At 48.9% G+C, this 12,513-nt stretch carries 22 protein-coding genes and 1 tRNA gene; 6 read left to right on the top strand and 17 right to left on the bottom strand.

The window, feature by feature from the left end; all coding sequences use genetic code 11:
• Positions 1 to 188 precede the first annotated feature (188 nt).
• The 4 genes from MPET_RS06135 (at position 189) to MPET_RS06120 (ending at position 2,671) form a co-directional block, all read left to right on the top strand.
• Positions 189 to 554: a response regulator transcription factor gene (locus MPET_RS06135; RefSeq protein ID WP_013329146.1), complete on the top strand. Its 366-nt coding sequence runs from the start codon at positions 189 to 191 to the stop codon at positions 552 to 554.
• Positions 538 to 1,173 (top strand): chemotaxis protein CheC, encoded by a 636-nt coding sequence (locus MPET_RS06130; RefSeq protein ID WP_225353855.1) that lies wholly within the window; start codon positions 538 to 540, stop codon positions 1,171 to 1,173. The genes MPET_RS06135 and MPET_RS06130 overlap by 17 nt, the downstream gene beginning before the upstream one ends.
• Positions 1,170 to 2,303: a sensor histidine kinase gene (locus tag MPET_RS14460; protein ID WP_013329144.1), complete on the top strand. Its 1,134-nt coding sequence runs from the start codon at positions 1,170 to 1,172 to the stop codon at positions 2,301 to 2,303. The genes MPET_RS06130 and MPET_RS14460 overlap by 4 nt, the downstream gene beginning before the upstream one ends.
• Positions 2,304 to 2,398: 95 nt before the next feature.
• A complete protein-coding gene (locus MPET_RS06120; RefSeq protein WP_048131020.1) occupies positions 2,399 to 2,671 on the top strand; it encodes a DUF1922 domain-containing protein in 273 nt (90 codons plus the stop codon).
• A gap of 24 nt (positions 2,672 to 2,695) precedes the next feature.
• On the opposite strand, the gene MPET_RS14815 is transcribed toward MPET_RS06120, so the two are convergent.
• Genes MPET_RS14815 through MPET_RS06050 form a run of 15 tightly spaced genes read right to left on the bottom strand, consistent with a single transcriptional unit; the run spans position 2,696 to position 9,713 of the window.
• Positions 2,696 to 2,845 (bottom strand): Sjogren's syndrome/scleroderma autoantigen 1 family protein, encoded by a 150-nt coding sequence (locus tag MPET_RS14815; protein WP_013329142.1) that lies wholly within the window; start codon positions 2,843 to 2,845, stop codon positions 2,696 to 2,698.
• A gap of 47 nt (positions 2,846 to 2,892) precedes the next feature.
• Entirely contained in the window at positions 2,893 to 3,498 is a 606-nt protein-coding gene (locus tag MPET_RS06115; RefSeq protein WP_013329141.1) for a 4Fe-4S binding protein, read from the bottom strand.
• 5 nt (positions 3,499 to 3,503) lie between these two features.
• The gene (locus tag MPET_RS06110) at positions 3,504 to 4,589 is read right to left on the bottom strand and encodes a hydrogenase large subunit (RefSeq protein WP_013329140.1); all 1,086 of its coding nucleotides are present in this window, start codon (positions 4,587 to 4,589) and stop codon (positions 3,504 to 3,506) included.
• Positions 4,586 to 5,068 carry an NADH-quinone oxidoreductase subunit B family protein gene (locus tag MPET_RS06105; protein WP_013329139.1) on the bottom strand — a complete coding sequence of 161 codons (483 nt, stop codon included), beginning with the start codon at positions 5,066 to 5,068 and terminating at the stop codon, positions 4,586 to 4,588. The genes MPET_RS06110 and MPET_RS06105 overlap by 4 nt, the downstream gene beginning before the upstream one ends.
• A complete protein-coding gene (locus MPET_RS06100) occupies positions 5,065 to 5,451 on the bottom strand; it encodes a DUF1959 family protein (protein WP_013329138.1) in 387 nt (128 codons plus the stop codon). The genes MPET_RS06105 and MPET_RS06100 overlap by 4 nt, the downstream gene beginning before the upstream one ends.
• Positions 5,448 to 5,714, bottom strand: coding sequence for a hypothetical protein (locus tag MPET_RS06095; protein WP_013329137.1), 267 nt, complete (start codon positions 5,712 to 5,714; stop codon positions 5,448 to 5,450). Before MPET_RS06095 ends, MPET_RS06100 begins: the two co-directional genes overlap by 4 nt.
• Positions 5,711 to 6,562: a respiratory chain complex I subunit 1 family protein gene (locus MPET_RS06090; RefSeq protein WP_013329136.1), complete on the bottom strand. Its 852-nt coding sequence runs from the start codon at positions 6,560 to 6,562 to the stop codon at positions 5,711 to 5,713. Before MPET_RS06090 ends, MPET_RS06095 begins: the two co-directional genes overlap by 4 nt.
• 1 nt (position 6,563) lies before the next feature.
• A complete protein-coding gene (locus MPET_RS06085) occupies positions 6,564 to 6,764 on the bottom strand; it encodes a hypothetical protein (RefSeq protein WP_013329135.1) in 201 nt (66 codons plus the stop codon).
• A gap of 10 nt (positions 6,765 to 6,774) precedes the next feature.
• Positions 6,775 to 7,443, bottom strand: coding sequence for a membrane protein (locus tag MPET_RS06080; protein ID WP_013329134.1), 669 nt, complete (start codon positions 7,441 to 7,443; stop codon positions 6,775 to 6,777).
• A complete protein-coding gene (locus MPET_RS06075) occupies positions 7,436 to 8,053 on the bottom strand; it encodes an EhaG family protein (protein WP_013329133.1) in 618 nt (205 codons plus the stop codon). Before MPET_RS06075 ends, MPET_RS06080 begins: the two co-directional genes overlap by 8 nt.
• Positions 8,053 to 8,514 carry a DUF2106 family protein gene (locus MPET_RS06070; RefSeq protein WP_013329132.1) on the bottom strand — a complete coding sequence of 154 codons (462 nt, stop codon included), beginning with the start codon at positions 8,512 to 8,514 and terminating at the stop codon, positions 8,053 to 8,055. Before MPET_RS06070 ends, MPET_RS06075 begins: the two co-directional genes overlap by 1 nt.
• Positions 8,511 to 8,708 carry an EhaE family protein gene (locus MPET_RS06065; protein WP_263640447.1) on the bottom strand — a complete coding sequence of 66 codons (198 nt, stop codon included), beginning with the start codon at positions 8,706 to 8,708 and terminating at the stop codon, positions 8,511 to 8,513. The genes MPET_RS06070 and MPET_RS06065 overlap by 4 nt, the downstream gene beginning before the upstream one ends.
• Positions 8,709 to 8,743: 35 nt before the next feature.
• Complete coding sequence (locus tag MPET_RS06060) at positions 8,744 to 8,974, bottom strand: EhaD family protein (RefSeq protein ID WP_013329130.1); 231 nt, start codon at positions 8,972 to 8,974, stop codon at positions 8,744 to 8,746.
• Positions 8,971 to 9,213, bottom strand: a complete 243-nt coding sequence (locus MPET_RS06055) for a DUF2109 family protein (protein ID WP_013329129.1) — start codon at positions 9,211 to 9,213, stop codon at positions 8,971 to 8,973. The genes MPET_RS06060 and MPET_RS06055 overlap by 4 nt, the downstream gene beginning before the upstream one ends.
• Entirely contained in the window at positions 9,210 to 9,713 is a 504-nt protein-coding gene (locus tag MPET_RS06050; RefSeq protein WP_148222195.1) for a hypothetical protein, read from the bottom strand. The genes MPET_RS06055 and MPET_RS06050 overlap by 4 nt, the downstream gene beginning before the upstream one ends.
• Positions 9,714 to 10,314: 601 nt before the next feature.
• On the opposite strand from MPET_RS06050, the gene MPET_RS06045 reads away from it, so the two are divergent.
• Positions 10,315 to 10,399: transfer RNA gene (locus MPET_RS06045), tRNA-Leu, on the top strand.
• 14 nt (positions 10,400 to 10,413) lie between these two features.
• On the opposite strand, the gene MPET_RS06040 is transcribed toward MPET_RS06045, so the two are convergent.
• Complete coding sequence (locus tag MPET_RS06040) at positions 10,414 to 10,830, bottom strand: HEPN domain-containing protein (protein ID WP_052297243.1); 417 nt, start codon at positions 10,828 to 10,830, stop codon at positions 10,414 to 10,416.
• 183 nt (positions 10,831 to 11,013) lie between these two features.
• The gene (locus MPET_RS06035; RefSeq protein ID WP_013329127.1) at positions 11,014 to 11,223 is read right to left on the bottom strand and encodes a type II toxin-antitoxin system HicB family antitoxin; all 210 of its coding nucleotides are present in this window, start codon (positions 11,221 to 11,223) and stop codon (positions 11,014 to 11,016) included.
• 891 nt (positions 11,224 to 12,114) lie between these two features.
• Here MPET_RS06035 and MPET_RS06030 point away from each other — a divergent pair.
• Positions 12,115 to 12,300, top strand: coding sequence for a DUF7557 family protein (locus MPET_RS06030; protein WP_187287589.1), 186 nt, complete (start codon positions 12,115 to 12,117; stop codon positions 12,298 to 12,300).
• The last annotated feature ends 213 nt before the right edge of the window (positions 12,301 to 12,513 follow it).

Below are 12,513 nucleotides of genomic sequence, written 5' to 3'. Positions count from 1 at the left end.
TCTTTTGAATTCGAGCAAACTTTCGAGACGACGCAAAGAATATCACCGCCGATAAGATCAATCTTTTGGCAAATTTCTCCTGCAAAACAATCACCAGGGAAAGTTGAGAATAGATCCTCAAATCAAATGATCGATTTAGTCAAACACATAGATTCATTATAAATTTTTTAAATATATGATGTAGAGATATGGCATTAATATTAATCGTTGACGATTCACAATTCCAGAGAACGACGATATCCTCAATCCTGAAAAAATCCGGACATGAAGTAATCCCTGCAAAAGGAGGAGTCGAAGGAATCGAGCTGGCAATAGAAAAGAAACCTGATCTGATAATTCTTGATCTCCTTATGCCTGAATTCGACGGATTCGAAGTATTGAAGGAACTAAAAAGAAAGTCTGTCGACATACCGGTTCTAATCGCTTCGGCGGACATCCAGGACACTTCACACGATCTCTGCATGGAACTGGGTGCCGCGGACTTCATCAACAAACCGATAAATCACGACAAGCTAACCACTGCAATAAACAGGATACTTGGAAGTAGAGATTAATATGAATGTCAGCCCTGAAGACTTCGACGCACTCACCGAGATTATGAATATAGGGGTAGGAAAAGCGGCATCTCTTCTCAATGAAATAACCGCATCTCATATCCGGCTCAGTGTACCGCAGGTTCAAATTATAAACATCAACGATATCGGCAGCCAGGATCTGGTTCCCGAAAACGAAATATGCGCACAGGTACGGCTTGATTTCAGCGGACCGTTCTCAGGCACATCAGTACTCGTTTTCCCCTCGGGCAGTGCTGCAGCCTTGGTGATGGCTATCACCGATGAAAAACCGGACACCCCTGAACTTGATTCAATAAGAGCAGAGACGCTGAAGGAAGTAGGAAATCTGTTTATCAACGGGGTTATGGGATCAATCGGCAATTTCCTCAGGGAACATATAAGTTACTCGCTTCCCGACTATTACGAGGATAAAATCGAAGTTCTCAAAGATTTTAAAGAGACCACAAATAATGAAAACGTTCTCCTCACAACGACCAATTTTTATGTCGAAAATATTAATGTCACAGGAATAATTTTTCTGATGCTTGAAATCGAATCACTCAATCTGCTCCTGAAAAAAATTGAAACCATATCCGCTGAAGAGAGCTCCGGCTTATGATCACAAATATCAACGAGAGGGAAGAAGAGCTGGCACTATATGATTCCCTCCCGGTAGGCATCTGCGTTATCAACCCTGAATTTCAGGTCCTTTTCTGGAACAGGTGCCTCGAAAACTGGTCGGGAATTAAAAAAGACAGAATAAAAGGAACGGATCTCAGGGATAAATGTGAGAAATTAAACAATAAGCATTTTCAAAAAAGATTCGAACTCATATTCAACGGCGGTCCGCCGGATAGTTTCTCTTCGCAGCTCCATAAATACCTGATTCCGTCCAAACTCCATAACGGGAACATGCGTATCCAGCACACCACGGTAGTTGCATCAAAGACGGATAGTCCGGGAAAATATAATGCAATCATAATCTGCGAGGATGTTTCAAATCTCATAAACGAAGTCCAGGCATTTCGCCATATGAAAGATACGGCGATAATGGAACTCAACGAGCGTATAAAAGCGGAAAATACCCTCAAGATCGTAAACAACAAACTAAATCTTATGAACAGCATTACCCGCCACGATATTCTTAACCAGCTGACGGTTGCTATAATGTCCCTGAACCTGCTGGGGATTGAAGACCTAATCCCTGCCGATTCAAAGGAGTATAAATCATTTAAAAGAATTGAAAGCGCTCTTGAGAACATTAAGCAGCAGATCAATTTTACAAAAGATTACCAGGATATGGGAGTTGAATCGCCCGGATGGTACGATATCGGCAGAATCGTCGAAAGAACAGGCAGGGCGGCCTTCAGGGATCTTGCGGTTACAAATGAACTCACCGGCTATGAGATCTATGCAGACCCGCTCTTTGAAAAGGTAATCTACACCTTGTTCGACAATGCCGTAAGGCACGGGAAAAAAGTAACAGGGATTTATTTTTCAGCATCTGAAGATAACGAAGGTAATCTGAACATTATCTGCAAAGACAACGGAATAGGGATTCCTGAAGCAGAAAAAGAAAAGATCTTCGACAGGGGTTATGGAAAAAATACCGGTCTCGGCCTGTTCCTTTCGCGTGAGATATTGTCCATCACCGGAATATCGATCACAGAAGACGGTGTGTACGGGGAAGGAGCCCGTTTTCTGATAACGGTTCAAAAGGAAATGTACAGGACAGCCGAATCGCTCTGATCAAAGTCCGGATCTTCTTTTAGATCTGACACTCATCACGGAAGATCCGGACCTCCGATAATTTTATGAATTCATGTACATATTACACTTATATAGTGTATCTTATCATCCGCTGTCCCGGCTGCCTGTCCTTCACTTATGTGGATAAATACCAGAAGTGGAAGCTATGCCCGGTCTGCAGCGAGACGATAAATCCCGGAAAAGTCCAGGTATACCTTGATGTAGAAACTCCCTCGGAAGCCGAAATCATCACCCGGCAGCTCCAGAAATACCTGAAGGAAAAGAGGAAAAAAGATCTCGACGAGGAGGAGATACAGCAGATCAGGGAAGAATATGCAGGCTGGGTCCGCAGTCACCCGCCCGTATGAAAAAAGATTTTCGAGTTATAGCTCTTATAGCCAGGGCTTTCCGCAGCCGGGGCAGATAACAGTTACCTGCCTCCCGCAGTGCGGACAATACAGCCCGCCTTTGTTTTCAATCAGGGGAGTCCCGCATCTTTTACAGCGCATGTCCTCTTCATAACCGCATTTGTGCTTTACCATTGATAATTGATTATTTTTATAAAATAAAATCTTATCTCAAAAGAGGATCACTCTTCATCCTGGGCTCCTTCCACGACTCTTGCAACCGTTATCGCACCGTTGGGGCAGGTCTCCTCGCAGGTCTTGCAGCCGGTGCATTTTTCGGGATGAAGGAACGTCAGGTTTCCTTCCTTTACCCGCATTATTACATCGTCGTTGGAAGACGTTCCCGTCGAGCCGAGCCGGGGGTCCTCTTCCTTGTTCACCGGGCAGGCGACCGCACAGTTTCCGCAACGCATGCATTTCGCATTGTCCACGTGCAGGTGATATGTGGCAAGGAAATATGTCTTATCGTCCTCGTTTCTTTCAAGGATATCACCGCTCTTTAAAACATTATCAGGGCAGGCCTCGACACAGAGCCCGCAACGGATGCAGTGACCCTTGTATATCACAGGCGCCCACTTGCCGTCATCGCCCTTCAGGACTTCTATCGCACCAGGCGAAGGGCAGATCATCATGCATCTTAATTCATGAGAGCACTCGTTTCCCGTGAGCTCGGGATAGCCCCTGAAATGGGCCGGTGTTACCAGTGGAGGCGTCTTTGCGAAGAGGAACTTCCTCCACCATTCGGGCCGGCAGAACTCCTTTAGGTAATATATAATGGACGAAGACAACCCATTCACCTCTCGTTGCACGCGATGCACGGGTCCGAACTTATGAAAGTCGCCGTGATATCGGCCGCAGAATCGATTCCCTTAAGCATGTAATGCCCGCACGCCTCGATGTTCATGATCGAAGGGGTCATTATCGCGATCTCGATGATCCGCCCGAATTCGTCGGTCTTGAGATCGTAAGTGAGCTCTCCTCTCGGTGCTTCGCCTTTCCACACGAACGAGCCTGCACCGACTTCGCCGCCGTTCCGGATCAGGCCGCCCGGAAGTTCGTCGAGGCATCTCCTGATTATCGCGATGCTCTGCATGACCTCCTGGAAACGGATCATTACCCGTGCATAGTTGTCGCACTCGTCGCGGACGATCGGCTCGAAATCAAGCAGTTTGTATGTCGGGTGATTGAGCCTCTCGTCGATCCGAAGGCCACTCGCCCTTGCAGTCGGTCCGACCGCATGGGCGATCCTCGCCTCCTCGGGAGTGAGAATTCCGACGCTTTTACTCCGGAGCGAGATCATCCGCCCGTTCGCAAACATTCCCTGGAATCTTTTGACGTCCGATTCAATCTTCAGGAGTGCGGCTCTCAGTTTCGCCACTTCTTCCGGCCTGAAGTCAAACCTCACCCCGCCGGGGATGATGTAGGCGCAGGTCACCCTCGCCCCTGTGAGAAGCTCGATCTGGTCCATGACGGTCTCACGGATATTGAGGAGATACATCGCGAGGGTCTCGTGCTCTATCGTATAACAGTATGAGTAGTTCGCAAGGATGTGCGACTGCATCCTGTCGAGCTCGTTGGCGATGACCCGCAGGTATGCCGCTCTTGGGGAGGGTTCGATCGCCGAGACTCTCTCGACGGTTTCGATGAAGACCATATTGTGAATAACCGAGCAGATCCCGCAGATCCTTTCGGCGAGGAACATGACCTCCTGCCAGGGGCGGCCGCACATGATCTTCTCTATGCCCTTCTTGACATAGCCGAGTTCGACCTCGGCGGAGAGGACTCTCTCACCCATCGTCTCGCATTTTATACGGGCGGGCTCCTTGAATACCGGGTGGACCGGACCTATAGGAAGCGATACATCGACGATCTTCTTCATTTCTTCTTCTCCTTCCTTTTTTCCTTCTTCCCCTTCTCCTCGAAGTCTTTGAATACCTCAGGGGCAATGCTGAGGATCGTGCTCACGATCTCCGACGGCCGCGGGGGACAGCCGGGAATCGATGCGGCAATCGGGATATGCTTCGATACCGGCGGGTTCACGTAGCTCCCCCGCCTGTTGAAGACACAGCCCGATACCGGGCAGTTTCCTATCGTTATCGCCGCCTTAGGCTCGGGGATCTTCTCCCAGAGGCTGACGAGCTTGTCGTCCCACTGTTCGCACAGAGCACCTGTGATCAGGAGGACATCCGCCTCACGCGGGTTGTTGTGGACATAGATCCCGTATTGTTCGAGGTCGTACCTCGGCGAGAGGCAGGCGAGGATCTCGATGTCGCAGCCGTTGCACGAACCGACGTTGACGTAGCTTACGTGTATTGATTTGGAACGGACCTTGTTCTTCAGTTTCTGTATTATACTCATCGCCGGATCATCCCCGACATCTCCTTTATTCCGTTCGAGACCGCCGCTTCACGGGTCACTCCCGAATCCATTTCCGTCTTCGCCTTGTCAAGCACAGACTCGGCGTCCCCTTCGCTAAGCAGGGGAATATAATTCACGAAGAGCATCGCACCAATCTCCCTGTCGAGTTCCGAGTCGTTCACATCCGACTTCCACGCGTTGTATCTTGCCGGAAGATTTTCGAGAAGGGACATGTCGAGGTTCTCAATCATAGTCTTCATCAGTGCCGACCTGCTTATGCCATACTTCTTCGAGAGTTCGTCGACCATCCTCGTATGAAAAGGACTTGATAGTATCTTCAGCTTCATATTCGTAAGGTCCTTTTCGTAGATGAAATCGGTCATAACAGCCCTCCGATCCTGAGTATTCCGTATGCGGCGAAGAGGAGGATGCAGATCCAGACCGCCGCCATCTCGCCCTTCTTCATCGCGCCCGGGTTCTTCATCGCAAGCCCCGACGAGAATACGGCAAGGAGCACTGCAATCGCAACCGCCTCGGGTATAACTGCCGGATGCAGAACCGCCTGCCAGACTGCTATTACGATATAGATAACAGCACCGGCGACGACGACGGGACCGATCCGTCCGGCCCTTCCTGCACCGCTCATAGGATCACCCCTGTAATCACTACATAGATTACGACAAACGCGATTATTAATGCCTGTATAGTCACAGCGTCGTACGGGGAGAGCATCGGCGTCAGTGCGCAGATGAACGACATCGTCAGCATAAGGACGAGCATGGCAATCAGCATGAGCCACAGCGGGAGGGCGCCGATGAAGATCGTAACGAAAGTCGCGAGAAGGACGAAGGTCTTTATCGAAAATCCGGTCTCCAGCCCCGCTCTCCAAACACCGAAGTGCTCGGTCTTGTTCCCGCTTACGATCTCCTTCGCCTCGATTATCCCGAACGGGTTGTAGGGGAGCTTCGAGAGCACGATCACGTACATCGCGATCGCCATCGGGAACGCCGGAATGATCAGCGGACCGTTCGCGGCTTCATAGGCTGTGATGTCCGAGATCATCAGCGAGCCCGTGATCATGTATATCGCACCGACCGTCGCGAAGAGCGGGATCTCGGATGCCGCGGATATGACCGATCTTATCGCACCGAACTTACCGTAGGGCGATCCGGATGAGAGTCCGAGGCCGTGTTCGGTTATCTTGTGGAGCAGGAATATAGCGAAGAGGATCATCAGGCTTCCGCCGGTGAGCAGGACATAGAGTCCGCCGACCCAGATCGCGATCACGACCACGATTATAGCGACGAACATCAGCTGCGACGCGGTCTTAGGTATCCAGGTCTGCTTGAAGGAGAACTTCAGCAGGTGCAAAAACTCCTGCCAGATCGGCGGGCCGGGCCTCGTCTGTATCCTCGCGATGACCTTCCGGTGAATTCCGTGATAGAGCAGGCCGATGAAAACGGCGAGCAGCAGGTATAGCAGAAACCAAATCATGTCAATAACCTATAAACGGGTAGTCCCCTTCGCGATCGGATGCCTTCCACGTGAGGAATGTCGAGACGACAAACAGCGGGAAGAATATTATCAGCGCTGCAACCATCACAATCTGGTCGATTATCCCCGTCCCCGCAAGGACGGCGGACGCAAGACAGATCAGCCCCGATACAACCATCAGTATCTTCATCTTTTTCTTCATACCCGACACCTCACATCGATATTATAATCTCGATTACCCTCAGGAACATCAGGAGCGAGCTTACGTGGATCATAAGCACGTAGGGCGCTCCGGGTGCTCTCGTTATTTCAGCCTTCGCTACATATACAGGCGCCATTCCCTCGCCGATTACACCTATCACGAGCAGTCCCTTCGCGATCACCGGAACCGTGACGGCTGCTGTGAAAAGCTCCCACATGCTGAGCGTTCCGGTCGTGGCGAGGATGATCGCCGCACCGCCGAATAGCGGAAGCGTTGCGATCATCGCAAGTATCCCGTACTCATAGGCGTTGTCGAGGACATGTTTGTTCTTCACCGACGCAACGATTCCGATGTTGCATATGCCGACCATCGCAGTGAGCAGGGTGAAGTTGAATATGTCGCCGGTCGTAACGCCGGCCATCGCCGCAAGCCCGCAGGAGATCGCCATGAACCTCTGGAACCGCACCTGCTTCTCGGGGATGACTTTCGTGTAGAACGCATCCCCGCCGAACGCGATGTCGACCTGCTTCTCGGGCTTCGAGAGGATCGCGAGGCACGTGAACACAAGTGCGAATATGAACAGCACGAGAGTATACGGGCTGATGTAGTATACGATATCGCCGAACGGGATGTGGGCGAGGGCGTCGCCTTCGATCTGCGGCGACGGGAGGTTATACATCGGAATCGCCTCCGTTCATGGTTCCTATGACTGACATCTTGGCCGCAACCTTTGCAAATATTCCCGCACCTGCGATGATCACGCCGAAGAACCAGTACTGGGGCAGGGCCATGAATACGATGAATGCCACGACCCAGCAGGCCCAGGCGTAACCGCTGACGGTCTCGATGATCTCCCTCTTCTCGCTGCTTCCCCTGCACATGAAGTAGAAGACGAGCCCGAGTCCTGCGACGGCACCGCCGGTGAACCCGGAGAGTATGATGCCGTAGATCACGAATATGACCGCAAGTATGCCGGGTGCGGAGTCCATGACCTCGATATGGAGCACGTTCTCCGGGTCTTTCCTGAGGTTTTCCTTTTCGATGTAAAGCTCCGAGAGTGCGAGGAGTTCGGCGATCCCGACGACCAGGCCGGGAAGGATCAGGGCTTCGGCGAGATCGGTCGCGACGAGTGCGATGATTACGAGGCTCATGATCTCTACGAGGTCGGTGAGAATAAGCCTGTGCAGGTCCTCCTTCTCCCGGACCATCGCCCAAAACGCGATTATTACGCATACGAGCGTGATTATCAGCGCAAGTTCGTATTCGGAGGAGAGGTTATAGACGAACATTATTCCTCCCTCCTCCTGTTGAACAGGAACATGGCTATCGTGAACGCGACAAACAGGATGCTGGTTTCGAATATCGTATCGAGGCCTCTCGTATTGTAGAGGATCTCGTCGATGATTCCACCCGGGTGCGATACGATTGTTGTTCCCATGAACATGTTGAGCTGGGATATCAGGAGCGATACCGGGGTGAGGTATCCGGTTACGAACCCGAGATATGGTTCGTTTTCAGGATACTGGGATACGACGTCGGCCTTCTCGAACGGTGCTCCGCCCCTGTCGTAGGGGTTCAGTGGGCTGGTATTGTCGATGGTCTTTGGGTATAGCTGGTTTTCGTCGTATGTCAGCGGCGACTGGAGCAGCAGCCCGACGGCGATTACCGCGATCACGACCGCGGCGTAGACGCCGACAAGGTTGTTGTGGTTCTGGAGAGTCCGCGAGATCCGCCTGATTATGCCGGTCATGCGGCCTCCCTCCTCTCTATGACCCTGACAAGCACGAAGGTTGTTATCGCGGTTACGGCGATGAAGGTCAGGAGTGCGATCGTCTCGTCGTATACGAGCATTACGAGCAGGAGCCCAAAGGACGCGACCTCGATATTGATTATCCGGTTGACGTAGGTCTTTGGGTTAGGGAATGCAGCCGATAGTCCGCCGATGAATAGTATCCCGAGCCCGAGTATGATGAGGGCGTCTATGATTCATCCCCCCTTACGATGCGGAGCAGGATTATGGTCGAGACAGGGATTATCAGCGATACAAGTATGACAACGTCAAGGTATCCCTTTTCGGCGAGGAACGGCATTATCCCGGCCCCGATTATACCGATCGCGATCAGTTTGTCGAAGGGATTCTTCCATATTGCCGCGACGGTCGCACCGCCGATTGCCATGAGCCCGAAGATTAGCTGGAGATACCAGATCATTTCCCGTCCCTCCTTAATGCATATGCACTTGCGATGGCATTCGATTCGAGCGTTGAGCCGACGAAGTACGCGATCGCTGCGATCAATGCGAGCGGGTCTGCGATCAGCAGAGGGATGGTCGCGGCGATTGCGAAGTTCATGACATTGAGATAGGTGAACTTCCTGAGCGTCTCCTTCTCGGCTATTATCCTGATCACTGCATAGACTGCGATCACTGCTGTTACTGCGACGGCGATCATGACCGAATCCTCCACAGTGCCCCGAGGAGCCGGCTCGCATATTTCTGCGATATGCCCTGTATCACGAGTATGGCGATTACCATTCCGGCGATGAACTGTTCGGGCGAGAACCCGGCGTATTCAGAGAGTGCATAGATCACGAATGTCGCGACGATCGCACCGGTGGTCCCGGCGTAGCCTTTGTCGTAGCAGATCCTGTTCCCGATGAATACCAGGACTGCCGCGACGAGTCCGCCGGCGATCCCGAACGTGTACACGCCGCATGCGGCAAGGAGTGTTCCTGCGGATGCATCGGGGGAACAGACGATGTTTCCCATCATGAATCCGCCGTTAAGGTCACCTCCGGCCGATTCGATTGACTTCCCGATTGCGTCGGCCCCGCGGACTCCTCCCTTCTCCGGGAGCCTGAACAGCAGGTCTATGGATACATAAATAACAAAGCAAACGACCGCTGCGGCGAAAATATGGAAAATTTCAGTGTATGGTATTTCACCAGCCATGTCCAAACCCATTTAGGTATTAAGTTTTTAATCCGAGAGTAGGGATAAAGGTTTTGATTTCAACATTATTTCTGTGATTCGGGCTCTTTTTATCTTTTATTTGACGCCGGAGGGGGCAGAAGGAGTAAAGGACGTTTAATTACTATGGATTTTCGGGGAACGAAAGACAGGGGAGCGATTTTTTCCGGGTTTGTGGACGAACGTTAGTTGTACTAGGTTGCATTTTAGTAATACTTTTTTCTCTCCGGGAGTCTCCATCAAACACAACGTCGACAACCCCTCGCCGCCTGGCCGTTCCGGGGATAGGCAAGTATCCCTTGAGCGGTGAGACGCGATAAATTCATAGCGTTTGCAGAATAGAATTACCAAAAAAAATTCAACAGCTCAGGGGACCCTCGTCGGTTCCCTGAGCGTGCATTGAGATGTCTATCTTAAGGCAAGGCCCCTAGGCAGGGGCCGTCCGGCGGCTTGGCCGCCGGTGCCGGGGTTGCCAACTGAAGGGCTTTCACCCTTTCGAAACCTAGAATATTTTTTGAAAATAAAATCCCAAAGAAAGAGATTCTTTATCTAATTCCAATGACTATTTTATTCTGCATTTTTTGCGAGGGTTGCCGAGCTTGGTCAAAGGCGCTGGATTTAGGGTCCAGTCTGTTAGCAGTTCGAGGGTTCGAATCCCTTCCCTCGCATTTTTCATCAAAAATTAAACTATCTTCTTAACTCTTTCAATTAATTCTTTCACCTCTTCTTTTTTTATTTCAGAGGGATGATCGCATTTATCACGAATACTTGCTAAATGCTGGATATTTTTCATTTGAGTGCTGTCTAATTTATTATTTTTATATAATTTTTGAACTAGAGGTTCGATTGTATCTTTTTTTCCATAGTCAATTTGATATTTATCGCAAAGAGTTCTAAGATGTTGTTCCAATGCAACACCTGCCAATGCTCCAGCTGCTCTATGATGATTTTTTCCGAATAAATATTCCGCTTCTTCAATCTCCCGATCCACAAATGATGCAGAAATAATATCTCGTAAACTCATTTCTTTAATTTTTACAATGATGGAATAGAAAAGAGAAGAGAGTTCCTTTCCCCACCAAATGCGATTAAGCCACATTCATAACAGGCAAGCATCCCTCTACAAACATGGAGTCTTTTAAAAATGATCATCATATTCATATTTTGTTTACTGCTTTACTGCAGTTAAGTGCAGTAAAGTTCGAAACGATCTCTCCCCCGGATCATCTAAACAATATCAACAGAAATGAAACCTATAAACCTATTTTTGGTCTGAGATATCTCAAACCAAAACCCACGAAGCAGAAAACTTCCCCTCGGGAATCGGGAGCCCGTCCTCCTTCAGGCCATCGATATGAAACGCAATCGCCTCGTGCATATTCTTCTCCGCCTCTTCGCGGGTCTTGCCGGTCGCAGCACATCCTGGAAGGTCCGGGGAATATGCGGAGTAATTGCCGTCCCCCTTCTCGATAACAATCAAAAACCTGAACATTATTTTCTCTCTTTTGATTTGATGACAGATATATTTGATTTATTTTCTACCATTATGAGAAAGAAGAGGAATTCCTTTTCCAATAATCCTCCCCCGATCGCGATAGGTCGCAGTCGGGATGGACAAGCATCCCTCCTGCTCCAATGGTGTTGTTAGTTATCTGAACTCTCCGGAATTACCTCCAATAAAATCTAACCCGAAGTGAGATTATGCAATTTCCATCGGAGATATTAACTACTTCCTCAAACCAAAATCCAAACCGCAAAAGACTTCCCCTCGGGGATCAAGATCCCGGCCTCATCGCGGGCCTTGCCGGATCAATTTTGTTTTTGTTTACGGAATTACTGAAGGTTTACTGAAAGTTACTGAAGATTTCAGTAAAGATCTAAAACCGTAAATCATGCTTGTTTTCAGATCTTAAGGATATATTATATGTACATATATATGTACAGGTACTTGTTTACTGAAAAACAAAGGAACACAGAAAGAAAGTGACCTCTCTTCTCCCGTGTGTGAGTGCGTCTGTGAATCTTGAAATTCAGTAAATAAAATTCACCGGAGGGCTTAGAATGCCTAGATTTAAAATTACTCTATGATAAGAAATAATTTTTTCAGTAAACATTCAGTAAACATTCAGTAAACATTCAGTAAACATTCAGTAAACTTCAGTAAACTTCAGTAAATTCAGCAAAGGACCGGTTCCTTCAATCCCTCCCTATTACGCCAGGCGGCTGTGGTTTTATTCGATAATTAAACTCTGCAAAATTGCCGTTAAATAAATAAACCAAAGTGAAACTATGCAATTTCCATTGGGGATATTAACCTCCTTCCCTCAATCATCATTTTGCACATTCACAAACGGTTTAAAGATATTGTGTCATAATAATGGTTATGGCAACCATCACCGTAAATGATGAAGTCAAACAGGAACTCAAAAAGATAGGCCGAAAAGGCGAATCCTACAGCGATATCGTTAACAGGCTGCTAATTTATTATTGCACAAAAAAACCAGATGCTGAATTAAACGATATTTTAGAAAACGAAGAATTCACTCCCCTGGATCTGGAAGCAATATAATATGGCTTATTCTCTTCTTGCTTCAAAAAGATTCAGAAAGCAGTTAGGCGAACCGGATGAATCGACTAAAACCAGAGTTAAAGAAGCTCTTAAAGGACTAACATAAGATCCTTTTACATCCAGGCCGAATGTCGATATCAAACAGCTAAAAAATACAGGCTAAGAGTAGGGGATTTCAGGATTTTTTATTTTATAGATAATGAAGAGATTAAA

The sequence above is a fragment of the Methanolacinia petrolearia DSM 11571 genome (assembly GCF_000147875.1).
In the GTDB taxonomy this organism is placed as follows: Archaea; Halobacteriota; Methanomicrobia; order Methanomicrobiales; family Methanomicrobiaceae; genus Methanolacinia; species Methanolacinia petrolearia.
Note: the sequence above shows the minus strand (reverse complement) of the source record. Positions and strands in the feature narration are given on the sequence as shown.

Bases quoted from the DNA above. Each gene is read 5' to 3' on its own strand.
- MPET_RS06085 (WP_013329135.1), bottom strand. From the start codon at position 6,764: ATGAAGAAAAAGATGAAGATACTGATGGTTGTATCGGGGCTGATCTGT.
- MPET_RS06040 (WP_052297243.1), bottom strand. From the start codon at position 10,830: ATGTGGCTTAATCGCATTTGGTGGGGAAAGGAACTCTCTTCTCTTTTC.
- MPET_RS06035 (WP_013329127.1), bottom strand. From the start codon at position 11,223: ATGTTCAGGTTTTTGATTGTTATCGAGAAGGGGGACGGCAATTACTCC.
- MPET_RS06060 (WP_013329130.1), bottom strand. From the start codon at position 8,974: ATGATCTGGTATCTCCAGCTAATCTTCGGGCTCATGGCAATCGGCGGT.
- MPET_RS06090 (WP_013329136.1), bottom strand. From the start codon at position 6,562: ATGATTTGGTTTCTGCTATACCTGCTGCTCGCCGTTTTCATCGGCCTG.
- MPET_RS06075 (WP_013329133.1), bottom strand. From the start codon at position 8,053: ATGTTCGTCTATAACCTCTCCTCCGAATACGAACTTGCGCTGATAATC.
- MPET_RS06105 (WP_013329139.1), bottom strand. From the start codon at position 5,068: ATGAGTATAATACAGAAACTGAAGAACAAGGTCCGTTCCAAATCAATA.
- MPET_RS06110 (WP_013329140.1), bottom strand. From the start codon at position 4,589: ATGAAGAAGATCGTCGATGTATCGCTTCCTATAGGTCCGGTCCACCCG.
- MPET_RS06030 (WP_187287589.1), top strand. From the start codon at position 12,115: ATGGCAACCATCACCGTAAATGATGAAGTCAAACAGGAACTCAAAAAG.
- MPET_RS06070 (WP_013329132.1), bottom strand. From the start codon at position 8,514: ATGACCGGCATAATCAGGCGGATCTCGCGGACTCTCCAGAACCACAAC.
- MPET_RS06095 (WP_013329137.1), bottom strand. From the start codon at position 5,714: ATGAGCGGTGCAGGAAGGGCCGGACGGATCGGTCCCGTCGTCGTCGCC.
- MPET_RS06050 (WP_148222195.1), bottom strand. From the start codon at position 9,713: ATGGCTGGTGAAATACCATACACTGAAATTTTCCATATTTTCGCCGCA.
- MPET_RS06080 (WP_013329134.1), bottom strand. From the start codon at position 7,443: ATGTATAACCTCCCGTCGCCGCAGATCGAAGGCGACGCCCTCGCCCAC.
- MPET_RS14460 (WP_013329144.1), top strand. From the start codon at position 1,170: ATGATCACAAATATCAACGAGAGGGAAGAAGAGCTGGCACTATATGAT.
- MPET_RS06055 (WP_013329129.1), bottom strand. From the start codon at position 9,213: ATGATCGCCGTCGCAGTAACAGCAGTGATCGCAGTCTATGCAGTGATC.
- MPET_RS14815 (WP_013329142.1), bottom strand. From the start codon at position 2,845: ATGGTAAAGCACAAATGCGGTTATGAAGAGGACATGCGCTGTAAAAGA.
- MPET_RS06135 (WP_013329146.1), top strand. From the start codon at position 189: ATGGCATTAATATTAATCGTTGACGATTCACAATTCCAGAGAACGACG.
- MPET_RS06100 (WP_013329138.1), bottom strand. From the start codon at position 5,451: ATGACCGATTTCATCTACGAAAAGGACCTTACGAATATGAAGCTGAAG.